Origin of the sequence: Paraconexibacter sp. AEG42_29 (assembly GCF_040581415.1) — a bacterium.
GTDB lineage: Bacteria > Actinomycetota > Thermoleophilia > Solirubrobacterales > Solirubrobacteraceae > Paraconexibacter.
Genome location: NZ_CP114014.1, coordinates 5,620,035 through 5,644,457, shown reverse-complemented (window position 1 = coordinate 5,644,457; position 24,423 = coordinate 5,620,035). Strand labels below are relative to the sequence as shown.

21 protein-coding genes are annotated in these 24,423 nt (G+C 74.0%); 10 read left to right on the top strand and 11 right to left on the bottom strand.

Annotated features, from left to right (window positions below; genetic code table 11):
• Nucleotides 1-149 precede the first annotated feature (149 nt).
• Genes DSM112329_RS26735 through DSM112329_RS26700 form a run of 8 tightly spaced genes read left to right on the top strand, consistent with a single transcriptional unit; the run spans nucleotide 150 to nucleotide 10,929 of the window.
• The gene (locus DSM112329_RS26735; RefSeq protein ID WP_354699625.1) at nucleotides 150-938 is read left to right on the top strand and encodes an MBL fold metallo-hydrolase; all 789 of its coding nucleotides are present in this window, start codon (nucleotides 150-152) and stop codon (nucleotides 936-938) included.
• 15 nt (nucleotides 939-953) lie between these two features.
• Nucleotides 954-1,526 (top strand): helix-turn-helix domain-containing protein, encoded by a 573-nt coding sequence (locus DSM112329_RS26730; RefSeq protein ID WP_354699624.1) that lies wholly within the window; start codon nucleotides 954-956, stop codon nucleotides 1,524-1,526.
• Between the two features lie 43 nt (nucleotides 1,527-1,569).
• Entirely contained in the window at nucleotides 1,570-3,936 is a 2,367-nt protein-coding gene (locus tag DSM112329_RS26725) for a hypothetical protein (protein ID WP_354699623.1), read from the top strand.
• Nucleotides 3,937-3,985: 49 nt separating this feature from the next.
• On the top strand, nucleotides 3,986-4,780 hold the full coding sequence (locus tag DSM112329_RS26720; protein WP_354699622.1) for an aminotransferase class IV: 795 nt from the start codon (nucleotides 3,986-3,988) through the stop codon (nucleotides 4,778-4,780).
• Nucleotides 4,777-5,898, top strand: coding sequence for a UDP-N-acetylglucosamine 2-epimerase (non-hydrolyzing) (gene wecB / locus DSM112329_RS26715; RefSeq protein WP_354699621.1), 1,122 nt, complete (start codon nucleotides 4,777-4,779; stop codon nucleotides 5,896-5,898). The genes DSM112329_RS26720 and wecB overlap by 4 nt, the downstream gene beginning before the upstream one ends.
• Nucleotides 5,895-6,776: a phosphotransferase gene (locus tag DSM112329_RS26710; RefSeq protein ID WP_354699620.1), complete on the top strand. Its 882-nt coding sequence runs from the start codon at nucleotides 5,895-5,897 to the stop codon at nucleotides 6,774-6,776. The genes wecB and DSM112329_RS26710 overlap by 4 nt, the downstream gene beginning before the upstream one ends.
• 23 nt (nucleotides 6,777-6,799) lie before the next feature.
• Nucleotides 6,800-8,899, top strand: coding sequence for a cellulase family glycosylhydrolase (locus tag DSM112329_RS26705; RefSeq protein ID WP_354699619.1), 2,100 nt, complete (start codon nucleotides 6,800-6,802; stop codon nucleotides 8,897-8,899).
• Entirely contained in the window at nucleotides 8,896-10,929 is a 2,034-nt protein-coding gene (locus DSM112329_RS26700) for a cellulase family glycosylhydrolase (RefSeq protein WP_354699618.1), read from the top strand. The genes DSM112329_RS26705 and DSM112329_RS26700 overlap by 4 nt, the downstream gene beginning before the upstream one ends.
• Nucleotides 10,930-11,010: 81 nt before the next feature.
• Here the strand turns inward: DSM112329_RS26700 and DSM112329_RS26695 are convergent, their stop codons facing one another.
• Nucleotides 11,011-12,297, bottom strand: coding sequence for a nucleotide sugar dehydrogenase (locus DSM112329_RS26695; protein ID WP_354699617.1), 1,287 nt, complete (start codon nucleotides 12,295-12,297; stop codon nucleotides 11,011-11,013).
• Nucleotides 12,297-13,322 (bottom strand): Gfo/Idh/MocA family oxidoreductase, encoded by a 1,026-nt coding sequence (locus DSM112329_RS26690; protein WP_354699616.1) that lies wholly within the window; start codon nucleotides 13,320-13,322, stop codon nucleotides 12,297-12,299. The genes DSM112329_RS26695 and DSM112329_RS26690 overlap by 1 nt, the downstream gene beginning before the upstream one ends.
• A gap of 79 nt (nucleotides 13,323-13,401) precedes the next feature.
• On the opposite strand from DSM112329_RS26690, the gene DSM112329_RS26685 reads away from it, so the two are divergent.
• Nucleotides 13,402-14,106, top strand: coding sequence for a DapH/DapD/GlmU-related protein (locus tag DSM112329_RS26685; protein WP_354699615.1), 705 nt, complete (start codon nucleotides 13,402-13,404; stop codon nucleotides 14,104-14,106).
• Here DSM112329_RS26685 and DSM112329_RS26680 read toward each other — a convergent pair.
• The 5 genes from DSM112329_RS26680 to DSM112329_RS26660 form a co-directional block, all read right to left on the bottom strand.
• On the bottom strand, nucleotides 14,099-15,160 hold the full coding sequence (locus tag DSM112329_RS26680) for an SGNH hydrolase domain-containing protein (RefSeq protein WP_354699614.1): 1,062 nt from the start codon (nucleotides 15,158-15,160) through the stop codon (nucleotides 14,099-14,101). The genes DSM112329_RS26685 and DSM112329_RS26680 overlap by 8 nt on opposite strands.
• 53 nt (nucleotides 15,161-15,213) lie before the next feature.
• The gene (locus tag DSM112329_RS26675) at nucleotides 15,214-16,557 is read right to left on the bottom strand and encodes an adenylosuccinate synthase (RefSeq protein WP_354699613.1); all 1,344 of its coding nucleotides are present in this window, start codon (nucleotides 16,555-16,557) and stop codon (nucleotides 15,214-15,216) included.
• A 13-nt stretch (nucleotides 16,558-16,570) separates the two neighbouring features.
• Complete coding sequence (locus DSM112329_RS26670) at nucleotides 16,571-17,302, bottom strand: ATP-binding protein (protein ID WP_354699612.1); 732 nt, start codon at nucleotides 17,300-17,302, stop codon at nucleotides 16,571-16,573.
• Nucleotides 17,302-18,687, bottom strand: a complete 1,386-nt coding sequence (gene dnaB / locus DSM112329_RS26665; RefSeq protein ID WP_354699611.1) for a replicative DNA helicase — start codon at nucleotides 18,685-18,687, stop codon at nucleotides 17,302-17,304. The genes DSM112329_RS26670 and dnaB overlap by 1 nt, the downstream gene beginning before the upstream one ends.
• Nucleotides 18,688-18,769: 82 nt before the next feature.
• Entirely contained in the window at nucleotides 18,770-19,213 is a 444-nt protein-coding gene (locus DSM112329_RS26660) for a hypothetical protein (protein ID WP_354699610.1), read from the bottom strand.
• A gap of 246 nt (nucleotides 19,214-19,459) precedes the next feature.
• Here DSM112329_RS26660 and DSM112329_RS26655 point away from each other — a divergent pair, with 246 nt between their 5' ends.
• Nucleotides 19,460-20,941 carry a right-handed parallel beta-helix repeat-containing protein gene (locus DSM112329_RS26655; protein ID WP_354699609.1) on the top strand — a complete coding sequence of 494 codons (1,482 nt, stop codon included), beginning with the start codon at nucleotides 19,460-19,462 and terminating at the stop codon, nucleotides 20,939-20,941.
• A 163-nt stretch (nucleotides 20,942-21,104) separates the two neighbouring features.
• Here DSM112329_RS26655 and rplI read toward each other — a convergent pair whose 3' ends face one another.
• From rplI to DSM112329_RS26635, 4 genes are all read right to left on the bottom strand, one after another.
• Nucleotides 21,105-21,557 carry a 50S ribosomal protein L9 gene (gene rplI / locus DSM112329_RS26650; protein WP_354699608.1) on the bottom strand — a complete coding sequence of 151 codons (453 nt, stop codon included), beginning with the start codon at nucleotides 21,555-21,557 and terminating at the stop codon, nucleotides 21,105-21,107.
• A gap of 3 nt (nucleotides 21,558-21,560) precedes the next feature.
• Entirely contained in the window at nucleotides 21,561-21,890 is a 330-nt protein-coding gene (gene rpsR / locus DSM112329_RS26645; RefSeq protein WP_354699607.1) for a 30S ribosomal protein S18, read from the bottom strand.
• Nucleotides 21,891-22,103: 213 nt separating this feature from the next.
• Nucleotides 22,104-22,595: a single-stranded DNA-binding protein gene (ssb, locus tag DSM112329_RS26640; RefSeq protein WP_354699606.1), complete on the bottom strand. Its 492-nt coding sequence runs from the start codon at nucleotides 22,593-22,595 to the stop codon at nucleotides 22,104-22,106.
• A gap of 186 nt (nucleotides 22,596-22,781) precedes the next feature.
• Entirely contained in the window at nucleotides 22,782-24,404 is a 1,623-nt protein-coding gene (locus DSM112329_RS26635) for a hypothetical protein (protein ID WP_354699605.1), read from the bottom strand.
• Nucleotides 24,405-24,423: the final 19 nt, after the last annotated feature.

The window sequence follows — 24,423 nt, the reverse complement described above, 5'->3', positions numbered from 1 at the left end:
TCCACCGGGCGCGACGAGAAGCCGCGGCGCACCCGTCCGTGGCCTTGACGCCGGGTGTCACCGTCCCGATAACATACGCAAACGTATGAAATCCCCGCGGGGTCTGAACGGCCCGCCGCGTCCCGAGTTCCCAGCCCAGGAGTCCACCCGTGTCCGACGTGCGCATCACCTACATCGGCGGCCCGACCGTCCTGATCGAGATCGGCCCCTGGCGGATCCTGACCGACCCGACCTTCGACCCTCCCGGCAAGCGGTACTTCTTCGGCTGGGGGACGATGTCCAAGAAGCTCCAGGGGCCCGCGATCCCGTTCGACCAGCTCGGGCCGATCGACGCCGTCCTCATCAGCCATGACCACCACGGCGACAACCTCGACCCGACCGGCCGCGAGCTGCTGCCGCAGATGGGGACGATCGTGACCACGGAGGCCGGTGCCGGGCGCCTGGGCGGGACCGCGCGCGGCCTGGCGCCGTGGGCGACCACGCGCCTGGAGGCCGACGGCCGCACGCCGATCGAGATCACCGCGACCCCGTGCCGCCACGGCCCGCCCGGCAGCAAGCCGATCGTCGGCCACGTCATCGGCTTCGCGCTGAAGTGGGACGGCCAGGAGCACGGCGTGCTGTGGATCTCCGGCGACACCGTCCTCTACGACGGCGTGCGCGAGGTCGCGCAGAAGCTCGACGTGGGCACCGCCATCGTCCACCTCGGAGGGGTGACCTTCCCGTGGCTCTCCGGGCCGCTGCGGTACACGATGAACGCAAGCGAGGCCGTCGAGCTCTGCGGGCTCCTGAACCCGACGACGATCGTGCCGATCCACTACGAGGGCTGGAAGCACTTCCGCCAGGGCCGCGGCCCGGCCGAGCGCGTGCTCAGCGGCTCGCCGCTGTCCGATCGCGTGCGCTGGCTCGACGCCGGGTCGCCGACCGCGCTCGACGTCTGACCCCGGAGGACGCGCATGGGCCGCCCGACGGTCACGACGCCCGCGGCGTGGGCGCAGGCGGCCCTCGACGAGATCGAGGTCGCGGGGGTGCGGGCGCTGTCGGCGCAGTCGGTGGCCCGCCGCCTCGGCGTGAGCAAGGGGGGGCTCTACCACCACTTCGCCGGCCGGCAGGCGCTGCTGCAGGCGGCGCTCGCGCGCTGGGAGGAGCGGCAGGTCACGGAGCTCGCCGTCCGCTTCGACGCGATCCCCGACCCTCGGCGCCGGCTGCACGAGCTGCTGCTCTACGCCGGCGTCGGCATCCAGCCGACGATCATCCTGCAGTGGATGGCGGCGGCCGACGACCCCGACGTGGCCGCGACGCTCGAGCGGTCCGCCGCCGCCCGCCTGGCGCTCCTGCGGCGGATCTTCGTGCAGCTCGGTTTGTCGCCCGTGGCCGCCGAGCACCGCGCGGTGCTGGCCTACAGCCACTACCTGGGCCTGGCGCAGCTCCGTGCGCAGGACCCGCGCGTGCTGGCGTCGCCGGCCCGGGTCCGCACGCAGCTGCGCCTGCTGGAGTCGAGCCTGCTGGCCGGCGTCCCGGAGGGCTGAGCCTGCTCGTCGTGGGCCGCGGCGGTCGGTAGGCTCGCGCGCCATGGCACGGCTTCAGGTGAGGCGACGGGGGACGACGACGCTGCTGGTGGCGGTTGCGGCGGCCCTCGCCGGGTGCGGGGACGACGAGGCGCGGACGGGCGCGTCCACGACGGGTGCGCCGGTGAGTAGCCCCGCGGCGACGAGCTCGACCGCACTGGCGGTCGCGAAGCCCGTCGTCAAGAAGTCCCCGGACTCGGAGGCGCCCGCGACGGCGCCCGCGCACTGGCTGCCGCCCGCCGCCTGGGTCTACAACCACTGGCTGCCGTACGACGAGTCCCGCCTCTACGCGCTGCTGGGGATCACGCGCGAGCAGCTGTGGGCGCAGCTCCGCGACGACAAGCGCACGCTCGCGCAGCTGGCGGCCGAGCACGGTCACCCCGATCCCGCGAAGCTCGCGGCCGAGCTGGTCGCCCCCCGCGCGGCCGCGGTCGGGCCCACCCGGGCAGCGGAGCTGCGGCGCCGGGCGGTCAGCACCATCACCCAGGGGCATCTCGCGCAGCACCTGTTCTTCCACTCGCTGCACCAGTTCGCGATTCCCAGCGCCGCCCCGGACATCTTCGGCGTGACCGACGCCACCTTCCGCGAGCTGCGCCGGCAGGAGCTCAGCCCGCTGGCGATCGGCCGGCTGCAGGGCCGGTCCCCCGCGGCAGTCGAGGGCCAGGCGATCGCGGTCCTCCACGAGCGCGTGCAGTCCGGCGTGAAGGGCGGTGCGATGAGCGCGGAGCAGGGCCGGCTGCTCCTGCGCCGCCAGCTGACGCAGCTGCCGCGCTGGCTCGACCAGGCGCGCTACAACGGCCCGCCGACCACGCATCGCGGCGACCTGGTCCAGAAGCCGAAGGACTACGCGTCCAACCCGGCGATCTCCGCGACGGGCCGGTTCGTCGCCTACGAGGCCTACCGCCAGAAGCTGCCGCTCGCGGTCAAGCTCGGGGAGATCGCGGTCCTGCGCGCGGACCTGCGCACCGGCCGCACGCGGCTCGTCAGCGCCATCCCGGGCAAGGGCACCGGCGGCCCGAACCCGATCTCCGCCTACAACCCGGGGATCTCCGGGGATGGCCGCCGCGTGGCCTACGAGTCCTCGACCGGCAACCAGAACTTCGCCAAGCGGTACGGGCGGATCGGCACGCTGCTGGCCGACACGCGCAGCGGCCGCATCCGGGCGGTCGGGACGCCGATCCGGGGGACGGCGGACTCGCAGTCGACGTGGGGTCCCGAGGTCGCCTCCGATGGGCGCCGCATGATCTACCAGGCGGTGCGCGGCGGGCGGACCGTCGTGATCGCGCGCACGCTGCCTTCGGGCGCGCAGACGACGGTCGTCGCCGGGCAGAAGGCCGGCGCGGCGACGTACCGCGACCCGTTCGAGCCGACGGTCAGCGCCGACGGGGTGCGGGTCGCCTACACGCTGGCCACCGGGACGGTGGCGGACGCCGCGCAGGCCCGGTCGTCGATTCGGGTCCGCAACCTGCGCACGGGCCGGGTCGAGGTCGCCAGCCGCGCGGACGGCCGTGGCGGCGCGGCGCTGGGCGGCTTCTCGGCCGACCCGGCCATCTCGCCGGACGGGCGCTTCGTGGCGTTCACGTCGACGGCGCCGGAGCTCGGGGTCAAGGCCGGCAGCGTCGGCCTGTTCCTCCGGGACCTGGACCGCGGCCGCACGCGGCGCATCCCGACCGGGGCCGCCCGGCCCCTGGATCCCGCCGTCGCACGCCGCGGACGGACCGTCGCCTTCACCGCCGTCGGCAAGCAGGCCGCACAGGTCATGGCGTGGGACGCGAACCGCGGCACGGCCCGTGTCGTGAGCGCAGCCGGCGGCACGGGGACGGCGCCCGCGGACGGCTTCTCGAGCGATCCGTCGATCTCCGCCGACGGGCGCCGCATCGCGTTCGGCTCGACGGCGACCGACCTGGGCGCAGGCGAGGGCGACGGGGCGCGGGCGGTCTACGTCCACGACCGCCGCACCGGCCGGACCCGGCGGGTCAGCGATCCCGAGGTCGCCTACGCCGGGCAGAAGCTCCCGCCGGCGAAGCCCGCCCCGGCGCCGCCGGCAGCGCCGCCCCCGGCGCAGCCGGACCTCCCCGCCACGCCTGACGCAGTCGACGCGCCGAGCACGGTCTTCGTCACCGACAACGCGTTCGTCGACGGCGAGCAGCGGCCCACGGTCCTCGTCAGCCCGGGCACGCTCGTCACCTGGCGCTGGCGCTCGCGCCAGTCGCACTCGGTCCAGCTGCGGACGGGCCCGAAGCGCTTCGCGTCCAAGGTCCGCCAGGACGGGTCGTTCAAGTACCGCTTCCAGGAGGCGGGAACGTACGAGCTGGTCTGCTCGCTGCACGCGCCGGGGATGAAGATGAAGGTCGTGGTCGGCCAGTCCTGACCCCACCGGCACCGGAGGTCGTGCCGTGGGCGCGGGTATCGTGCGGCGCGTGGAGCTCCTCGCATCGATCGACGGCGCCATCGGGCCGGCCGCCGCCGCGACCATCCCGGTGACGGACGAGGGACTGCTCCGGGGTGACGGGGCGTTCGAGGTGGTGCGCCTCTACGCCGGCCGCCCGTTCGCATGGGACGAGCACCTCACCCGCCTCGAGCTGTCGGCCGGCAACCTGCGGCTCCCGGTCGACGTCGACGCGCTCCGCGCCGACGTGGACGCGCTGCTCGCGCGCGCGCCCGGCTTCGACGGCCAGCTGCGCGTCTTCTTCACCCGCGGCGGTCGCCGCGTCGCGCTGCTGGAGGCCGTCAAGCAGCACACGGCCACGGTCAGCCTGGCGACCGTCCAGTTCGCGCCTACCCGCATCATGGACGGCATCAAGTCGCTGTCGTACGCGTCGAACATGCTCGCGACGCGGCTGGCCGTCGAGGCCGGGGCCGAGGAGGCGCTGCTGCTGACCCCGCACGGCCGGGTCCTCGAGGCGCCGACCTCGTCCTTCTTCTGCGTGATCGACGACCGGCTCTGCACGCCGCCCCTGGACGACCACATCCTGGACTCGATCACGCGCCGGCACGTGATCACCCTCACCGGCGCGCAGGAGCGGATCACGATCCGGGACGACCTGACGTCGATGAGCGAGGCGTTCCTCGCGTCGACGACGCGCGAGGTGCAGGCGGTCGTGTCGATCGACGGCCGCGCGCTCTCGCAGGCCCCGGGGCCGCACACCGTGGCCGCCGCGGAGCGCTTCGCCGCGCACCGCGCCGCCGCGGCGAGTGGCGACGGCGACGCATGAGGTTCGTCACGGTCATCGGGAACCGGCCTCAGTTCGTCAAGGCTGCCGCCGTCTCCCGGGTCCTGCGCGAGCAGCACGAGGAGCTGCTCGTCAACACCGGCCAGCACTACGACGACGAGCTCTCGACGATCTTCGTCACCGAGCTCGGGATCCCGCGGCCCGAGCACCAGCTCAGCCTCGGCTCGGGGTCGAACACCGCGCAGACCGCCCGCATGCTGACCGCGATCGAGCCGATCCTCGCCGACGCGCGGCCGGACGCCGTCCTCGTCTACGGCGACACCAACTCGACGCTCGCCGGCGCCCTCGCCGCCGCGCAGGCCGGCGTGCCGATCGCCCACGTGGAGGCGGGCATGCGGTCGTTCGACCGGCGCATGCCGGAGGAGCTGAACCGCGTCCTCACCGACCACATGTCGCAGCTGCTGCTGTGCTCCTCGCAGACGGCGATCGACAACCTCGCGCGCGAGCACGCCGTGGGCGACCGCGTCCTGGTCGGGGACGTGATGGTCGACGTCGCGCAGCTGTTCCAGCCGCGCGCGGCGGCGGACGACGTCCCGCTGCGCGACGCCGGCGTCGAGCCCGGGCAGTACGTCCTCGTCACAGCGCACCGCGCCGGCAACGTCGACGATCCGGGCCGGCTGAGGGCGCTCGTCGACCTGCTCCTGGCCCTGCCGCTGCCGGCGGTCCTGCCGCTGCACCCGCGCACCGGCGCGCGCCTGGACGCGGCCGGGCTGCTGGACACGCTGCAGTCGGCCGACCACATCCGGCTCACCCCGCCGCTGGGCTACCTCGCCTTCACCGCGCTGCTCACCCGCGCCCGCGCGATGCTCACCGACAGCGGCGGCGTGCAGAAGGAGGCCTACCTGGCGGGAGTCCCCTGCATCACGCTGCGGGACACCACCGAGTGGGTCGAGACGGTCGACAGCGGCTGGAACGTGCTCGTCGACCTGGACCGGGACGCCGCGATCGCGGCGCTGGACCGGACGATGCCTGCAGCGCGGCCCGAGCTGTACGGGGACGGTCACGCCGCCGAGCGGGTCGTCGCCGCCCTGGGCGCGCTGGCCACGGGTGTTCCGGGTGCCGGTGGCGGCCCCGGTGCTGCGGGTCCCGTCGGGCCTTGAGGCAGCAGGCGGTCACCGCCGCGCTGGCGGTCGCAGCGCGAGCGGGGATCCGCAGCACGGCGCCGAGCGTGCTGCACGACGGGTCGAACACCCTCGTGCACCTGCAGCCCGCGCCGGTGGTCGCCCGGGTGGCCACGACCACGGGGACCGTGCGGCCGGGGGGCGGGTGGCTGGCCCGCGAGCTGACGGTCGCCGGAAGCCTCGCGGCGACGGGCGCGCCGGTCGTCCCGCCCACCGACCTCCTGCCGCCCGGCCCGCACGAGGAGGACGGCCTGGCGATCAGCTTCTGGCGGTACGTGCCGACGGTCGCCGCCCCGGTCGACCTGGCCCCGGCGGGCCGGGCGCTGCGCCTGTGCCACGACCTGCTCGCCGCCCGCGGACCGGCCGTGCCCGCGGACGGGCCGATCGAGGAGGCGTGCCGGCTGGCCGTGCGCCTCTGCGCCCGCCGGCCGCGCATCTTCACGCCCGACGAGGCGACCGTGCTCGGGTTCTGGGCGGCACGGGTCCCGGCCGACCTCGCCGCGACGCCGTTGCCGCGGCACACGGTCCACGGCGACGCCCATCCCGGCAACGTCCTGCACACCGCTCGTGGTCCACTGTGGAACGACTGGGAGGACTGCTTCCACGGCCCGCCCGGCTGGGACCTCGCCTGCAGCCAGGCGAATGCCCGCGTCTTCGGCCACGCCCCGGCGGAGGCGGCGTCCCTGCTCGCCGGCTACGGCCGGGTGGCGCTGGACCCCGTTCACCTGGACCTGCTGGTCGACGCCCGGGTCCTGCAGGCTGCGGTCTGGGGGACGATCCTCTCCGACCGCCGTGGGCAGCGCCGCAGCCCGGCGGTGACCGCGGCGCTCGCGTGGCTGCGAGCGCGACGCGGGTGAGATCGGGCACGTACGCTGTGCCGATGGGGAAGCGGGGCGCGATCGCAGCACTGGTGGTGTCCGGCCTCTTCGGCGCCGCCGCCGGGCTGCCGCCTGCCGCGCTGGCCGGCCCCGTCGCGTCCCCGCGCAGCGCAGCAGCGGTCCTCAGCGCTCACGGCGCAGCGGCCGGCAGCAGGACGGCGCCGCGGGCTGCCGCGCCCGTGGCCGGCGGCCGGCCCGGCGCCGTGGTCGTGCGGGGGAACAAGCTGATCGACACGTCCACCGGCCTGCCGATGCGGCTGCTCGGGGTCAATCGCGGCGCGCTCGGCGACGCGTGCAACTACGGCGGCGTCTCGGACGGCCCGATCCACGACGAGACGATCGACGCCATGATCCGCTGGCACATCACCGCGGTGCGCCTGCCGATCAACCAGGACTGCTGGCTGGGCATCCACGGCCGCCCGCGCGGCATCATGACCGCCGCGGAGTACCGCACCATCGTCGTGGACTACGCGCGCGCGCTGGAGGCGAAGGGGCTCGTCGTCATCCTCGACAACCAGTACGGATCCGTGCCGATCCCGGGGACCGGCGCCGACTACATCCCGCCGCTGCCGGACGGCAACGTCGTCCCGTTCCTGACCTCGCTCGCGGAGACGTTCCGCGACGACGACGACGTCATCATCGACCTCTACAACGAGCCCCACCCGGAGTCGGGGGACGGCGTCATCGTGTCGGGCGGGCCGGCGGAGAAGTGCTGGCGCGACGGCTGCGTCCGGACCTGGACGGGCGGCCCGGAGCTGGTCAGCTACGACGCGGTCGGCATGCAGCAGATGGTGGACGCGGTCCGCTCGACCGGGGCCAGGCAGCCGCTCATCGTCGGCGGCCTGAACTACGCCGGCGACCTGTCGGCCTGGCTCCAGTACCGGCCGGTCGACCCGGCGGGCCAGCTCATCGCCGCGACGCACCTGTACCAGTGCGTGGCCGGGACCTCGCTCGGCAACGAGGGCACGAAGGGCTGCCCCGAGGACAGCGCCGGCAAGGCCGCGGCCACCGCCCGCGTGAAGGCGTGGGACACGTACCTCGCCCCGGTCGCCGCCCAGGTGCCGCTGGTCGCCGCCGAGGTCGGCGAGTACGACTGCGGCCACGACTTCTCCGACCAGTTCTTCGACTGGGCGGACGCCCATGGCGTCGGCTACCTCGGCTGGACGTGGAACGCGACCGACACCGGCCCGGCCGTCGCCGGTGGCTTCGGCGGCGACGGCGTGGACGACGGCTTCTGGTTCTGCGACGGCCGCCACGACCTGCGGCACGGCGGGCCGGCGCTCATCAGCAACTACGACGGCACGCCGACGCCGTTCGGCGTCGGCCTCAAGAACCGCCTGCAGCGCTTCGCGACCGGGCCGAAGCCGCTGATCGAGGTCGCCGTCCCGGCCGAGGGCCAGCGCGTGCCGATGGGCACCACGCTCGCCACCGACGTCACCTGCCGGCCGGACACCGGGGGCGCGGCGGTGATCGCGACGTGCGCCGCGCCGAAGACGGTGGACACCTCGCGCCTCGGTCCCGCCGAGCTCACGGTGTCCGCCCTCGACGCCGCCGGCCAGGCCAGCACCAAGGTCGTGCGCTACGTGGTCGACGACCCGCCGCCACCGCCTCCGGTCATCCCGACTCAGGCCACGACCGCGACCGTGCCCGCCACGACCGTGCCGGCCACGACCGCCACGACGCCCACGCGGACGCCGGTCGTCCTGCCCGTGATCTCGCTGGCGGGCGTCCCGCGGGGGCTCACGGCCTCCGCGGCGGGCACGGTGGGGCTGCGGCTGCGCTGCCTCGGGACGATCGCCTGCCGCGGGACGCTGCGCCTGTCGACACCGCGCCCGGCGCGCGTGGCAGGCACAAGGCCGCGGACCGCGAGCACCCTGGCCACGGGGACCTACGCGCTGCCGGCCGGCCGGTCGCTGACGGTGAAGCTGCGCCTCACCCGCACCGCACGGGCCCGGGTGAAGGCCGCGGCCCGCGGGCTGAAGGCCGTTCTCACCGTCACGCCGCGGGTCGCCGCGGCACGGCCACGGACGGCGCAGCTCACCCTCCGTCCGGCGGCGGCGCGGCCCACCGTCCGGCGGCCGGCCGCAGGGCGGTCGCGGTGAAGCGCCTCGCGGCCGCGGTGATCGCGGTGCTGGCGCTGGCGCCGGCCCTGCTGCCCCCCTCGGCGGCGGCCGCGCCCGCCCCGGTCCGCGCCGGGGAGGTGAGCGCCACGCCCGTCCCCGGCAAGCGCCCGGGCGGCGTCGTCGTCCGCGGCAACCAGCTGGTCGACACCGCCACGGGGAAGCCCGTCCGGCTGCTCGGGATGAACCGCGGCGCGCTCGGCGACGCGTGCACGTTCGGCGGGATCTCGGACGGCCCGCTGCACGAGGCGTCGATCGACGCGATGGTGCGCTGGCACATCACCGCCGTCCGGCTGCCGATCAACCAGGACTGCTGGCTCGGGACGCACGGCCTGCCGGCCCCCGGCAGCGGGACGGCGGCCGAGTACCGCGACCGGGTCGTCAGCTTCGTCCAGGCGCTCGAGGCGAAGGGCCTGTTCGTCATCCTGGACAACCAGTTCGGGTCGGTCCCGGTCGATGGCACCGCGTCGCGCTACATCGCGCCGCTCCCTGACGCCACGGTGCTGCCGTTCCTCACGTCGCTCGCGCAGACGTTCGCGGCCGACGACGACGTGATCTTCGACGTCTACAACGAGCCCCATCCCGACTCGGCCGACGTCACTATCCCCTCGGGGGTCCGGCCCGAGGTCTGCTGGCGGGACGGCTGCACGCTGACGTGGACCGGCGGCCCGGGGCCCGTGACCTACCCGGCGGTCGGCATGCAGGCGATGGTCGACGCGGTCCGCAGCACCGGGGCGCGGCAGCCGATCATGATCGGCGGGCTCGGCTACGCGTCCGACCTGCGCCGCTGGCTGGAGTTCCGGCCGACCGATCCCGAGGGCCAGATCGTCGCGTCGCTGCACTTCTACCAGTGCGTGCCGGGGACCTCGCTCGGCGCCGAGGGCCGCGAGCACTGCCGCGGCGACGCGACCCCGGCGGACGCGGTGAAGGCGCGCCTGGCGGCGTGGGACGCGACGCTGGCCCCGCTGGCCAAGGCCGTGCCGGTCGTCGCGGGGGAGATCGGCGAGTACGACTGCGACCACGACTTCTCGGACCAGTTCTTCGACTGGGCGGACACGCACGGCGTCTCCTACCTGGGCTGGACGTGGAACGCGACCGACACGAACCCCGTCTCGCCGGTCGGGTTCGGCGGCGACGGCACCGACGACGGGTACTGGTTCTGCGACGGCCGCCACGACCTGGGTCACGGCGGGCCCGCGCTGATCAGCCGCTACGACGGGACTCCGACGCCGTTCGGCGAGGGGCTGCGCGCACGGCTCGTCCGCTACGCCATCGCCGGCCCGGATCCGCTGATCGACATCGCCGTCCCGGTCGAGGGCCAGCGGGTGACCCTGGGGGCGGCCGTCCCCTCGGCGGTCGCGTGCCGCCCGGAGGTCACCGGCAGCCGGGTCGTCACCTGCAGCGCGCCACCGCTGCTGGACACGAGCCAGGCCGGTCCGGCGACGTTCACCGTGACCGCGCTCGACGCGGCGGGCCACGGGGCGACGCGGACCGTCAACTACGTCGTCGACACCCCTCCGCCACCGCCCCCGCCGACCGTCACGGTGCCCACCCCGTCGGCTCCGGTCCTGCCCGTCGTCTCGCTCACGGGCGTGCCGCGGTCGGTCACGGTGTCCGCCGCCGGGGTCGCCTCCCTGCGGCTGCGGTGCCTGGGGACGGTCGCCTGCAGCGGCACTGCCAGCCTCACGGCGACGACGTCCGCGACGGCGAAGCAGGGGTCCGCGAAGCCGAAGCCGAGGTCGACGATCGCGGCCGGCCCGCGGGCGGCGACGAAGCCGTCGGCGGCGGCCGTGAAGAAGCCGAAGCGGACGACCGTCGCCTCGACCGCCTACAGCCTGAAAGCCGGGCGGTCGTCCACGGTGAAGCTCAAGGTGAACGCCGCGGGTCGCAAGCTGCTGGCTGCCGCGACGGCCGGCCGGCTCGAGGCGACCCTCACCGTGACGCCGCGCGTGAAGGCCGCCCGCCCGCGGACGAAGGCCGTGACGCTGAAGGCCACGAAGCCGAAGGCCTGAGCCGGGCGCTCCCGCCCGCCGCGGCCGACCGGCAGCGAACCCGACCGTCTGCGTGGGGTTCGCAGCCAGAGCGCGCCGGAATCAGCGGGCCGGGCTGCCGATGCGGCGGACCGGGACCCCGGCCGCGGTGAACGGCGCCGGGTCCAGCACGCCGCGGCCGTCGACGATCACGCGTGCGCCCGGCACGTCGACCGGCGTCAGCGTCGCGTACTCGCGGTGGTCGGCCTGGATGACGACGGCGTCGATGGGCGTCCCCGGCAGCCACGGCTCGAAACCGAGCGCGGCCAGCTCGCCGGCGTCGTAGAGCGGGTCGGCGGCGACCGGGTGCAGGCCGCGGGCCAGAAGCTCGTCGCGCACGCCGAACGCGCCGGAGAACGCCGTCTCCTTCACGCCGCCGCGGTAGGCGACGCCGAGGATCAGGACGCGGCCCGCCGCGGGCACGTCGTCCCCGAGCAGCCCGACGGCGTAGGCGGGCATCGCCTCGTTCACCGACCGCGACACCGCGGGCAGCACGGCGTCCGGGTCCCCGGCGAGGTAGAACCGCGGGTAGACGGGGATGCAGTGGCCGCCGACCGCGACGCCCGGGCGGTGTACGTGGCTGAACGGCTGCGAGTTGGCCGCGTCGATCACCTGCTGCACGTCGAGCCCGAGCGCGTCGGCGTGGCGGGCGAACTCGTTGGCCAGCGCGATGTTCACGTCGCGGTACGTGGTCTCGACGAGCTTCGTCAGCTCGGCGGCCTCCGCACCGCCCATCGCGCGGACCTCCACGTCCGGCAGGAACTGCTCGTACAGCGCCACGCCGCGCGCCTCGCCGGCCGCGTCGAGCCCGCCGACGAGCTTCGGGTACGTGGCGAGGTCCTGGAAGATCCGGCCGCTGAAGACCCGCTCGGGGCTGAAGACCACGTGGAACCCGGTGCCGGCGAGCAGGCCGCTCCCCGCCGCCAGCGCGGGCGCGATGCGCGCGCGGGTCGTCCCGACCGGCAGCGTCGTCTCGACGCTCACGGTGACGACCGCCTCGGAAGCGGCACGCTGCAGGCCGGCGGCGATGTCCGCGACGACCGCGTCCAGGATCGACCAGTCCGGCTCGGCGTCGGCGTCGACCATCAGCGGCGGGACCGCGATGACAAGGTCCGGCGCGGTGGCGACGGCGGCCGCGGTGTCGGTGGTCGCCCGTAGCAGGCCGCGCCCGACGACGTCGGCCAGGACCTCGGCCAGTTGCGCCTCGCCGGGGAACGGCTCCTGCCCGGCGTTCACCAGGTCGACCACGCGCTGGTCGACGTCGCAGCCGATGACCTCGTGCCCGGTGCGGGCCAGCTGGGCGGCGATCGGCAGGCCGATCTTGCCGAGCGCGACGACGACCGCCCGCATCAGGCCGGAGTGAGGCTCTGGGTGGTGCCGGTCCGGGCGCTGCGCAGCACGGCTTCCGCGGTCCGCACGGTCTCCAGGCCCTCCTGGAGGGTGACCGCGACCCCGTCCCCGTCGACCCCGAGCAGCAGGTCGCAGAACGCCTCGTGCTCGACCAGCAGCGGCTCCCGGCGGGACAGCGCGAAGCGCGTCATGTCGCCCTCGCTGACGCCGCGTGCCTGCTGGGCGGTGTCCCACTCGATGGGGGTCGCGGCGTTCGCGTAGAAGGTCAGGTCGGCGTTCAGCGTGTCGGCGACGAACATCCCGCCCTCGCCCAGGACGCGCGTGCGGCGGACCTTGGTCGGCGAGAGCCAGTCGACGACGCAGTTGAAGGCGACGTCGTTGCCCAGCCGGCCCGTCGCCAGCAGCAGGTCCTCGTGCGCGCGGCCCATCCGGTGCTGCGTCTGCGCGGCGACCTGCGCGACCGCGGCACCGCCGAGCCAGCGGACCAGGTCGAGGTCGTGCGTCGCGAGGTCCTTCACCACGCCGACGTCGCGGATCCGGTCGGGGAACGGGCCGATGCGCTCGGTCGCGATCAGGAACGGGCGCCCGATCTCCCCGGCGTTCAGGCGCCGGCGCAGCTCCAGCAGGGCCGGATTGCAGCGCTCGACGTGGCCGACCGCGCCGTGCAGTCCCGCGTCCTCTACCGCGGCGATGAGCGCGAGCGCGTCCTCCTCGGTCGCGGCGAGCGGCTTCTCGACGAGGACGTGCACGCCGGCCGCCGCCAGCTCGCGGACCGCCGGCAGGTGCTCCTCGGTCGGGACGGCGACGATAGCGAAGTCGACGGGCCCGGCCGCCAGCAGCGCGGGGATGGACGCGTGCAGCGTCGCGGGGTCGCGCAGCACCCCGTGCCGATCGCCACCAGGGTCGACGGCACCTGCGAACCGGACGCGCGGGCCGGCCTGCAGGAGCCTGGCGTGGTGCCGGCCGATCATCCCGAGCCCGAGCACCGCCCCGTGCAGCGCGGAGGTTGTGTCCTGGCTCGCCACGAGGCGCGTACTCTACGCGCCCGTCCCGCGGCAGGCCGGGAGGTCATATGACGCACCCGGCGTCATAGACTCCTGCCCAATGCCTGCCGACGCGCCTGGACTCGTCCTGCACCCGACGGCCCGGATCGGGGACGGAGTGCTCTTCGGGGCCAACGTCGTCGTCCACGAGGGGACCGTGATCGGCGACGACGTCGTCGTCCAGGACGGCGCGATCCTGGGCAAGTCGCCCGCCCTGCACCCGCGCAGCGCGGCGGCGGCCAAGGCGGCAGGCGCACCTTTCACCCCGCTGATCATCGAAGCCGGTGCCCGCATCTGCGCGCAGGCGATCATCTTCGCCGGCGCCCGCATCGGCGAGCGGTCGATCATCGGGGACCAGGCCTACATCCGCGAGCGGGCCACCGTCGGGTCGGACACGGTCATCGGCCGCGGGACCGGCATCGACAACGACGTGCGCGTCGGCTCCCGCGTGCGGATCCAGTCGCAGGCCTACCTCACGGCGTTCAGCCTCGTCGAGGACGACGTCTTCGTCGGCCCGTGCGCGATGACGACGAACGACGACACCATCGGCCGGCCGGGACCCGACCACGAGCTCCGCGGCCCGACGCTGCGCCGCGGCTGCCGGATCGGCGGCGGCGCCGTCCTCGTCCCCGGCGTCGAGATCGGCGAGGAGGCGTTCGTCGCCGCCGGCGCCGTCGTCACGAACGACGTCCCGCCGCGGTCGGTCGTCATGGGCGTCCCGGCACGGCGGGTGCGCGACGTGCCCGAGGGCGAGCTGCTCAGGTAGCCGGCCGTCCCGGGGGATGGATGATCCCCAGGGGCTTCGGCGCTCCTCCGTCCTGCTGGAACGCGTCCGCCTTGCGGCTCGGGTCGCGCCAGCTGGCGGCGAGCCGGTCGACCTTCGCCACCATCAGCGGCCCGAGCGAGGCCACGAACTGGCGGTTCATGTGCTCGGTGTCGCGGTGCACCAGCGCGCCACCGATGACCGGCAGGCACAGCCGCGCGCTGCAGAAGACGTTCGTGAAGTCGGCGACCTGCACGCGCGCGCTGCGCATCCCCCGTGCGGCCGCGACGGCCGGGTCCGGCGGCAGGGCGTACCGCCGCGGGACGGCGCAGGCGGGCCCGGCGGGCCGGCCGGCCGCCATCGCGCCGGCCACGCACGCCAGGGTCCCCGGCGTGTCGCGGGGCGTCTCGCGCAGGACGATCACGCGCTTGACGTTGCGAGCCAGCAGCGACTCCCACGCCTGGCGGTAGCCGGCCGTGACGGTCGCGTTCTGGCCGAGGCCACGGCGGGGGACGACCTTGATGCGGTGCTGCGCCACGAAGACGACCGACACCTCCGGGTGGCGGCCGAGCCACGCCCGCACCGCGCGGTTCCAGCGCCGGCACGAGTTCGAGCGGGCGACCGTCGGCAGCTTCGCGTAGGCCTCCGTCAGCGGGCAGCCGGCGCGGGACATCGAGACGGCCCGCCAGCCCCGGTGCCGGATGACGGCCTCGATCGCCGGGCGCCAGTGCGCCGCGTGGCTGTCGCCTATTAAGGCGACGGTGCGGCCCGCCTGCGCGGGCTCGTCCCCCCAGCCGCAGACGAACAGGATGCGGCTGCGGTACGCGACCCGGCAGTCCGCCGGCGGGACGCTGCGGGCCTCGGCCGGGCTGGGGACGACGACACGCCGCAGGTCGGGGTTCTGGCACGGTCGGGCGGGGTCCCGCGAGGCGGCGCCGAAGCACGGCGCCTCGGTGATCCCGGCACCGGCGGCGGGCGCGCTGGCGCCGACGGCGGCGGCGACGAGGGCCAGCGACAGCAGCGCGAGGCGCGCCCGCGCCGTGAGGGTCCCTGTCACCCCGCGAACCCTAACCGAGCTTCAGGCGGCCGGGCCCACGGTCTGCGGCGCGTTCAGTCGGCTGCAGCGGCCGGGGAGAACGCCGTGTGTTCGGCGGCGCTGTTGTTCCAGACGATCTGCTCGCGGCCCGGGCCGACACCGGCCAGGACGACCGGGACACCCGAGACGTCGGCGATGTAGTCCAGGTAGTCGCGCGCGGTCTGCGGCAGGTCCGACCAGCTCCGGCACTCGGTGATGTCCTCGCTCCAGCCGGGCAGCTCCTCGTACTCGCCGATGGCGTGATGGAGGACCGTCTGGTGGTACGGGAACGTGTCGAACGTCGCGCCGTCGATCTCGTCGGTCGAGCGGTAGCGGGTCGCGACCTTGATCGAGTCGAACCCGGTGAGGACGTCGAGCTTCGTGATCGCCAGCGCGCTCATCGTGTTGATGCGCGCCGCGTAGCGCAGGCCGACGGCGTCGAACCAGCCGCAGCGCCGCGGGCGGCCCGTCGTGGTGCCGTACTCGTGGCCGGCGTCGCGCATGCGCGTCCCGGTGTCGTCGTGCAGCTCCGTCGGGAACGGGCCGGCGCCGACACGGGTGCAGTACGCCTTCGCGATGCCCCAGACCTCGTCGATCGCCCGCGGCCCGATGCCCGAGCCGGTGCACGCCGCACCGGCCGTCGGGTTGGACGAGGTGACGAACGGATAGGTGCCGTGGTCGATGTCCAGCAGCGCGGCCTGGGCGCCCTCGAAGACGACGAGCTTGCCGTCCTGCAGCGAGTTCCAGGCGATCGTGCCGGTGTCCGCGATGTGCTGCTCGAGGCGGTGGCCGTACGCGAGCAGGTCCTCGGTCATCTGCTGCAGGTCGAGCTTCGGCGCCCACTCCGGGTCGCGCTCGAACGGCCGCAGCATCAGCTGCTTGGGGACGAGCGCCGCCATGATCTTCTTCTTGAGGATCTTCTCGTCGAGCATGTCCTGCACGCGGATGCCGAGCCGCGCCGCCTTGTCGGCGTAGCACGGGCCGATGCCGCGCTTGGTCGTGCCGATCTCGAGCTTGCCGAGCTTCGCCTCGCCCGAGTGATCGAGGGCGATGTGGTAGGGCATGATGATGTGCGCGTTGGCGCTGATCTTCAGCCCGCTGACGTCCACGCCGTTGCGGCGCAGCCCGTCGATCTCGGTCTGCAGCACCGACGGGTCCACGACCACGCCGTTGCCGATGATGCAGTTCAGCCCCGGGTAGAGGATGCCGCTCGGGATCAGGTGGAACTTCCACGTCTCGCCGTCCCGGACGATGGTGTGGCCGGCGTTGTTCCCGCCCTGGAAGCGGACGATCGCGTCCGCCTGCGCGGCAAGGAGGTCGACGACCTTTCCCTTGCCCTCATCGCCCCACTGGGCGCCGACGATCACGATGCCTGGCATTTAACGCGGCAGTCTAGGCGGTGCGGCCGTATTGCTGTCGGCGGGCATCGGCGCCGTACAGCGGCAGCACCTCGCACATCTCCTCCAGGCGGGAGACGGTGCGCTCGTGGATCTGCGTCGCGAGGTCCTCGCGCTCGAGGTTCGTGGTGATGATCACCGTGCGCTCCTCCTCGTAGCGGGCGTTGATGATCGAGTACAGCTGCTCGAGCACCCACTCGGACGTCTTCTCGGTGCCGACGTCGTCGATGTGCAGCAGGTCGACGTCCGCCAGGCGGTCGAGCAGGGCGGTGTACGTGTCGCCGCTGGCGTCGTCGTACGTCGTGCGGATCTCGGCGAGCAGGCGCGGCAGCGAGTAGATCGCGACGGAGTGCCCCGCGTCGATCGCCGCCTTGGAGACGAGCATCGCGAGCGTGGTCTTGCCCGTGCCGACGGTGCCGTAGAGCCACAGGCCACGGCCCTGGCGCAGGTTGTCGGCGAGGTCGCGGATGTACGCGCGCACCGCCCGGACCTGTGCCGGTGCGGTAGCGGCAATCGACGGCATCGGCGCGCGGTCGAAGGACACCTCGCGGTACTTGCGCGGGATCGAGCTGCGCAGGCCGGACACGCGGACGGACCGCTGCCGCGCCTCGCGGCAGCGGCAGTCGAGGGCGACCAGGCGGGCCTCGTCCACCCGGATCCCCGAGCCGTCGCATTCGTCGTACGGGCAGGACCAGTGGTCGCCGGCGCGATTCGGGACGGGCGGCATCAGTAGTGCTCCTCGCCGACGTACGACATGAACTTCGGGTACTCGCCCTGGAAGCTCAGCTTGACGGTGTCCAGCGAGCCCGCGCGGTTCTTGGCCAGCAGCAGCTCCGCGAGCCCCTGGTCCTCGGAGTCCGGGTTGTAGTAGTCGTCGCGGTAGATGAACATCACGATGTCCGCGTCCTGCTCGATCGAGCCGGACTCGCGCAGGTCGGACAGCATGGGCCGGCGGTCGGCGCGCTGCTCGACACCGCGGTTCAGCTGGGAGAGGGCGATGACCGGGCACTGCAGCTCGCCGGCGAGGATCTTCATGCCGCGCGACATCTGGCCGATCTGCTCGACGCGGCTCTCGGTCCGGCCGTCGGGACGCAGCAGCTGCAGGTAGTCGATGATCACGAGGCCGAGCGAGCCGTGCTGGCTGTGCATGCGCCGGGCCTTGGCCCGGATCTCCAGCATGGAGATGTCGCTCGAGTCGTCGACGTAGAGCGGGGCGTTCGTGAGCTTGCCGGCGGCATCGAAGATCTTCTTCCAGGCGGCGTCCTTGACGCGGCCCTTGCGCAGGTCGTCGCCCTTGACGCGTGCCTGGGACGCGAGGAACCGCCCCGCCAGCTCGGATTCGGACATCTCGAGGCTGAACAGGAGGACCGGCTTGTTGTGCTCGATGGCGGCGTTCTCGGCGATGTTCGTCACCAGGCAGCTCTTGCCCATGCCGGGGCGCGCGGCGATGATCACGAGGCTGCCGGGCTGCAGGCCGCCCGTGATCGCGTCGAGGTCGGCGAACCCGGTCGGCGTGCCGGTCATCGCGGTGCCGGACCGCGACAGCTCCTCGAGCTTCTGCACCTCGGTGACGAGCACGTCGCCGATCGCGCGGAAGTCCTTGGCATGGTCGTCGTGCGCGACCTCGAGGATCGAGCGCTCGGCCATCTCGACGATGTCGCGCGGGGCATGCTCGTGGCTGTGGACCGCGGCCTGGATCTCGTAGGTCGTCGTCAGCACGTTGCGCAGCAGCGCGTGCTCCTTGACGATCTGCGCGTACCGGCGCAGCGCGCCGACCGCGGGGACGGCACCGGTGAGGCCGTCGATCTCCGCCTCGCCGCCGGCGTCGTCGAGCTTCCCGCGGGACCGCAGGTGCTCCTTGACCGTCAGCACGTCGATCGGCTCGCTCTGGCTCCAGAGGTCGAGCATCGTCTCGAAGATCAGCCGGTGCCGCTCGCGGTAGAAGTCGACCGGCTTCAGGTTGTCCGACACGACGAACTGGTACATCGGCTTGTCCGAAAGCAGGATCGCGCCCAGGACCGACTGCTCCGCCTCGATCGAGTGCGGCGGCGCGATGCCCTGCAGGGGGCTCGATGCGGCGGGTCGGTCGTCTCTGGCGGCGTACGTGCTCACGGCCCACTGACGCTAGCGACGCGTCGGACAGCAAGCAGCGGCCTTTGCCGCAACCAGCGGCAAACGCCGCTGACGGCCGGTCCTACGACGCCGGGCAGCCGACGCTGGGATCGATGCCGTCGAGCCGGATCTGGCCACCCCTCAGGCGCCACGACCAGTACTCGGCGTACGGACGGCGGTCCTGGGGGTCGTTCAGGGCGTCCCACCCGACCCGGCCCGTGATCGCGTTGCCGGAGCTGGCCCCCTCGGGCTCGAACGTGACCTCGTCCGTCCCCGTCACCCACGCGCAGGTCAGGCGGACCTTGTCGACCTGCGTGTACGCGCCGCCGCGCCGGACCTGGGCGGTCATGTACGCCCGCTTGCCGTCGCGGACGATCGCGAAGCGCGCCTTGACGCCGGCGGGCTTGATCGTGACGACGAAGGTCCTGACCGTGGTGGTGCGGGACGCGGCGGCGCCGGGGCCGGCGGTCGTCAGGACGCTGGTCGCGGCGAGCGCGGCGACGACGAGCAGGGCGCGGAGCGGCATGAGCCGATTGTGCAGGCCGGCGGGACCGGCGGGAAGGCACCTTAGGGCTGGGGAGCTTCATCCCTTTGTGGACTGGCCGTGCGGGCACGCCCCATCGATGATCGGGCCGTGCTCCGCTCGCCGCGTCCCGCCCGCTACGCCGCCCCCCGAACGCCGAGTGAATGCCGATTCACCAGGCTCCTAGCCGTGCGCTACGCCATCGCCCCCCGACCCCGACGTGAATGGCGATTCACCGGGCTCCGGGCCGTGCGCATCGCCACCGGCTCCGCCGTCCTCGTGGCCGCCGCTGCGGTGCTGTCCGCGGTCGCTCCGGCGGCCCACGCGGTGCTGCCGCCGCCCGCGCTGTCGTTCGTCCCGGACCGCGGCGGCGCGGGCGTGGGTGCGCCCTGTGGCCACAGCGTCCGCTGCGTCGGGCCGTCGGGTGCGTTCGCGACCATCGGCGAAGCCGTCGCCGCCGCGCGCAGCGGCGACACGATCCAGGTGCAGGCCGGCACCTACCGCGAGCTCGTGGTCGTGCGCGGCAAGACGCTGACCCTCCGCGGCGGGTTCGCCGCCGGCTTCGCGCGGCGCAGCCCCGTCGCCGAGGAGACGGTCATCGACGCCGCGGGCGAGGGGTCGGCCGTCACGCTGTCGGGGGCGGGGAACTCATCGGTTGACGGCTTCACGATCACCCGCGGCCGCGCCACCCTCAACGAGGACCGGGGCGGCGGCGGGTCCGGGATCAAGGTGGAGGAGTCAGGACGCGTCAGCATCACGCGCAACCTGATCGTCGCCAACGACGACGGCACCGACGTGCGCACGTGCGACTGCTCGGTGCTCGGCGGCGGCATCGGCGCCGCCGGCGATCCGCGCCGCAGCTCGCTCGTGGTCCGCGGGAACGTCATCCGCGGCAACCGGGCGCACCGCGGGGGCGGGATGGCCATCGGGCTCCCCGCGGTCATCGAGGGCAACCTGGTCGAGAGCAACGCCGGCGGCAGCGACCACGGCGGCGGCCTGTACCTGAACGCGCCCCGCATGACCGTCCGCCGCAACCTGATCCGCGGCAACAGCGTCGGCGACCAGGCCGGCTACGGCTGGGGAGGCGGCGGGATCTTCTACGGCGGCGCGGGCCCGTCCCCGCGCGCGAGCTTCGGGGGCAACCGCTGGGTCGGCAACAGCGCCCCGTCCGCGGGCAGCGCGCTGTTCGTCGACGACAGCGCCGTCGCGACGATCACCGGGGACCTGTTCCACGGCAACGCCTGCCCGGAGACCGGCGGGGCGGGCCTGTACGTCGACGGCGGCGGGGATCCGGCCCGCGGGTCCGTGGCCACGCTCGAGAACGTCACGATCACCGGCCACCGCTGCGGCCTGCAGGCGCGGGGATCCGCGATCTTCACCGAGGGCGGATCGCGCATCGCGGTGACCAACAGCATCATCACCGGCAACGGCTCCAGGTCGCAGATCTACGTCTGCGCGGAGTGCGGCGAGCTGCCGCTGATCGGTCCCAGCACGATCGCCTACAGCCTGGTCGGCCCGGGGGCGGTGAACGTCCGGCGCGGGGCCGGGATGCGCAGCGGGTCCGCAGGCTTCCTGCGGCCGGCGGGCGGCGACTTCCACCTGGGCCGCCTTAGCCGTGGGATCGATGCTGCCGCCCCGTCGTCGTCGGTCGGCCTCGAGCCGCGGCCCCACGGCGGCCGTCGCGACATCGGCGCGTACGGCGGCACGCGCGAGGCGGCGCGGCGGCGGTAGGCGGCCGCGCACGGGCTGCGGTGATGGGGGACCTTGTGCACCAGCGCATGTCATGCGTGCACCAGCGCGCAAGGTCCCCCGCCGAAACGAGGACGGGACCCTTCCGGGTCCCGTCGTACTCCGTCAGATGCAGTGGCTGCGCGAGGCGCAGCCGCGCGGAACCTCAGTTGCCCTCGATGACGATCGTCTTGACCGTGGCGGTGACGCCCGCGTCGATCTCGACGACGACCGAGTACGTGCCGACGTTCTTGATCGGGTCCTCGAGGAGGATCTTGCGCTTGTCGACGTCGATGCCGCGCGCCTCCTTGATGCCGTTCGCGATGTCCTGGGTCGTGATCGACCCGAACAGGCGGCCGTCCTCGCCGGCGGTGGCCGGCATGGTCAGCACGGTCTTGTTGAGCAGGTCGGCCTGCTCGGTCGCCTTGGCGACGGCCTCGGCACGGGCCTTCTCGATCGAGGCGGTGTTCGCCTGCGCCTGGGCCAGCAGGCCCTTGGTCGCCGGGGCGGCGAGCTGGCGCGGGATCAGGAAGTTCCGCAGGTAGCCCTTGGACACGTCGACGACGGAGCCCTGTGCGCCGACACCGTCGACGTCCTTCAGCAGGATCGCTTGGGGCATGAGCTACCGGCCCCGGTCTTCGCGCCGGCCGCGGCCCGTGGTCTCACGGTCGTCCTTGCCGGAATCGTTGACGTACGGCAGCAGGGCGAGCTCACGCGCGCGCTTGACGGCGACCGCGATCTGGTTCTGGTGGCGGCGGCAGGCGCCGGTCAGGCGGCGGGACCGGATCTTGCCGCGCTCCGAGACGAACTTGCTCAGGGTCGCGATGTCCTTGTAGTCGACCTGCTCGACCTTGTCCTTGCAGTGCAGGCAGGGCTTGCGGCGGCCGCTGCCCATCCCACCCTTCTTGTCCTTGCGGCGGGCGGTCTTGCCCGCATTGCGCTGCTTGGCCACGTCGTGACGTCCTCTTGGAAGTTCTTCGAGACAGATCAAGCGCGCGCCGAGGGCGCGCGCGAACCTCCATTGTGGCAGGTCCGGCCGAGCGACGGCTGCTGGGGCTACCAGGCCGGTCGGACGGTCCTTCCACGCACACGGCCCGCCGGAAGCGGGCCGTGACGGAAGGGTGGTGCGGCGTGGTCGCCGGTCAGGCGACCACGCTTGTGCGGATCAGAACGGGATGTCGTCGTCCGCCGTGGGTGCGCCGCCGCCGCCGACCGGGGCCGGCGCGGGGGCGAAGTCGCCCATGTCCGCCGGGACGTCGGAGCGCGGCTGGAAGCCGCCGCCACCGCCGCCGCCGTAGGACCCGCCGCCGCCGCCACCCCCACCGCTGCGCTCGGGGACCACGGAGTCGGCGACGATCGAGACCGCCGACCGCTTCACCCCGTCCTTCTCCCATGAGCGCCAGTTCAGGCGACCGGAGACGACCACGGCTTGGCCCTTGCGGATGTTGTTGCCGAGCCACTCGCCCATGCCGCCCCAGACGGTGACGTCGAAGTAGTTCGGGCGGTCGGTCCACTCGCCGGACTCGCGGTCCTTGATGCGCTCGTTGACCGCGACGCTGAAGTTGCAGACCTGCATGCCGCTGGGCAGTGCGCGGGTCTCGGGGTCGCGCGTCAGATTGCCACTGACGACCACGTGATTGATGGTGAAGCCGGCCATGTGCCGTCGCTCCTTTCGGGAGAGATGTCAGTCGATGAAGAGTGTCGCCGAGTCTAGGGTCGGGTCCGGCGGGGTCGCCCCCTCAACCGCCCGAACGCCCGCTTCTTGCGCACTTTTGTTCCCGTGTCGACGCAGAGTGCCGGTCTCTGACATCCCGACGGCCTCCCGCCCGGCCGCCGCCGGGGATCAGACCAACGTCCGCAGCAGCACCTTGCCGCCGGAGGTCAGCGTGATCCGGGTCACGATCCTGCCGTCGCCGATGCGCCCCACCTTCCGGACGAACGGCCCCGGGCCGCTCGTGAACGTGGAACGCGACAGTCGCTTGTAGGTGGTGATCCGGCGCCCTCTGACGCGGCGTGTCGTCGCTCGCAGACGTTCGACCGCGACCGTCGTCCGCGCCCGGAACGAGCCGGTCACGAAGCGGTCGTAGATCACCTCGTCGATGCCGTTGTCGAGGACGCTGACGGCCCGCAGGTCGAGGCAGTAGGCGCGGCCGGCGCCGGACACGCCGCCCACGACGACCGCGTTCGGAGCGATCCGCTGGAGGGCGCGGTCGCCGTACCGCACGGACTGCACGCGGATGACGCCGCTGTCGTCCGGGGCGAGCAGGGCCGCCGGCGTCTCGCGATCCGGGCCGTGGCCGACCTTCACCGGCACTCGCGCGCTGACCTTGTGGCTGCCCGGCTCGTACGGCGTGCATGTCTGGCCGCCGGCGCCCCAGGACGGGTCGGGTGCGCCGTCTGCGTCAAGGCGCGTGAGCTTCCGTCCGTCGTCGACGAGCAGACGGCCGCGAGGATCGACCGTCACCGGGCCGGGCGCCTGGGCCGGGATGGTGGTCACGCCGGTGCGGCCGAAACCGGGGTCGAGCGCGCCGGTCGCGGTCGCGAGGGCGGTGACCCTGGTCGTGAGGGCCTCGTCCCCGGTCGCGGTCGCCGCATCGACGAGCAGCAGCCGCGACCCCTGGAGCACGGCGGTCCGCGGGCCGGCGCCGTCGAGGACGACCAGGCCGCCGGTGCCGAAGCCGGCGACGCTCTGGCCGCCGGCGTCGAAGCGCTCGACGAACAGCTTGCCCCGCGCGTCCCCGAGACCCTGCTCGAACTGCGAGATGACGATCGCGCCGCCGTCCGGCAGCGGGACGATGCCGGCGGGGGCCGCGTACCAGTCGACGACGCCGCGCTCCTCCGTCGTGACCTTGTAGGCGAAGCGCGTGAGCGGGACGCCGGCGCCGCCGTTGAACGCGGGGTCGGGTACGCCGGCGGGCGTCAACCGGACGACCTGGCCGGGGGCGGACGGCGCCCCGGCCGACGCGACCCAGACCCCGCCGTCCGCAGCGGGCGCGAGGTGCGTGTTGTGCTCGACGGTCGAGCCGGTCGGCCCCCAGTCGCGGCTCAGCCCGGCCAGCCGGGCGCGTCCCCCGTCGCCGAAGCCGGGGTCGGCGGTGCCGCCGGCGAGGCGCGCGACGTCGAGGTCGTACGCCGCCCCGTCGCGGCTGTGGTCGATGTCCGGGGGCCCGGCGACCGCGACGCTGCCATCGCTCAGGCGGGTGATGCTCTGCGTGTAGGCAAGCGGCGGGAGCGCGGCCGCCCGGCCGTCCGTCCCGAACACGAGCAGGTCCCGGGCGCCGGCGACGACGACCGCGCCGTCACCGCGCTGTGCGGCGCCTGCCAATCCGAAGAGTCGCCCGGCGTCCCGGCCCTCGGGAAGCGGCAGCAGGACGCGGGTCCGTGGGAACGTCGCCGACCCGGCCAGGGCCGGGGACGCGAGAACGGCGGGGAGGACGACGGCGAGAACGGCGACACGAGCGCGCATGGCGCGACCGTAAGCCCGG

What these genes read in the sequence shown, in the direction of transcription:
- DSM112329_RS26705 (WP_354699619.1), top strand. Translation starts at nt 6,800, where the DNA reads ATGGGGAAGCGGGGCGCGATCGCAGCACTGGTGGTGTCCGGCCTCTTC.
- DSM112329_RS26635 (WP_354699605.1), bottom strand. Translation starts at nt 24,404, where the DNA reads ATGCGCGCTCGTGTCGCCGTTCTCGCCGTCGTCCTCCCCGCCGTTCTC.
- DSM112329_RS26725 (WP_354699623.1), top strand. Translation starts at nt 1,570, where the DNA reads ATGGCACGGCTTCAGGTGAGGCGACGGGGGACGACGACGCTGCTGGTG.
- DSM112329_RS26675 (WP_354699613.1), bottom strand. Translation starts at nt 16,557, where the DNA reads ATGCCAGGCATCGTGATCGTCGGCGCCCAGTGGGGCGATGAGGGCAAG.
- DSM112329_RS26685 (WP_354699615.1), top strand. Translation starts at nt 13,402, where the DNA reads ATGCCTGCCGACGCGCCTGGACTCGTCCTGCACCCGACGGCCCGGATC.
- DSM112329_RS26730 (WP_354699624.1), top strand. Translation starts at nt 954, where the DNA reads ATGGGCCGCCCGACGGTCACGACGCCCGCGGCGTGGGCGCAGGCGGCC.
- ssb (WP_354699606.1), bottom strand. Translation starts at nt 22,595, where the DNA reads ATGGCCGGCTTCACCATCAATCACGTGGTCGTCAGTGGCAATCTGACG.
- DSM112329_RS26660 (WP_354699610.1), bottom strand. Translation starts at nt 19,213, where the DNA reads ATGCCGCTCCGCGCCCTGCTCGTCGTCGCCGCGCTCGCCGCGACCAGC.
- DSM112329_RS26670 (WP_354699612.1), bottom strand. Translation starts at nt 17,302, where the DNA reads ATGCCGCCCGTCCCGAATCGCGCCGGCGACCACTGGTCCTGCCCGTAC.
- wecB (WP_354699621.1), top strand. Translation starts at nt 4,777, where the DNA reads ATGAGGTTCGTCACGGTCATCGGGAACCGGCCTCAGTTCGTCAAGGCT.
- DSM112329_RS26695 (WP_354699617.1), bottom strand. Translation starts at nt 12,297, where the DNA reads ATGCGGGCGGTCGTCGTCGCGCTCGGCAAGATCGGCCTGCCGATCGCC.
- rplI (WP_354699608.1), bottom strand. Translation starts at nt 21,557, where the DNA reads ATGCCCCAAGCGATCCTGCTGAAGGACGTCGACGGTGTCGGCGCACAG.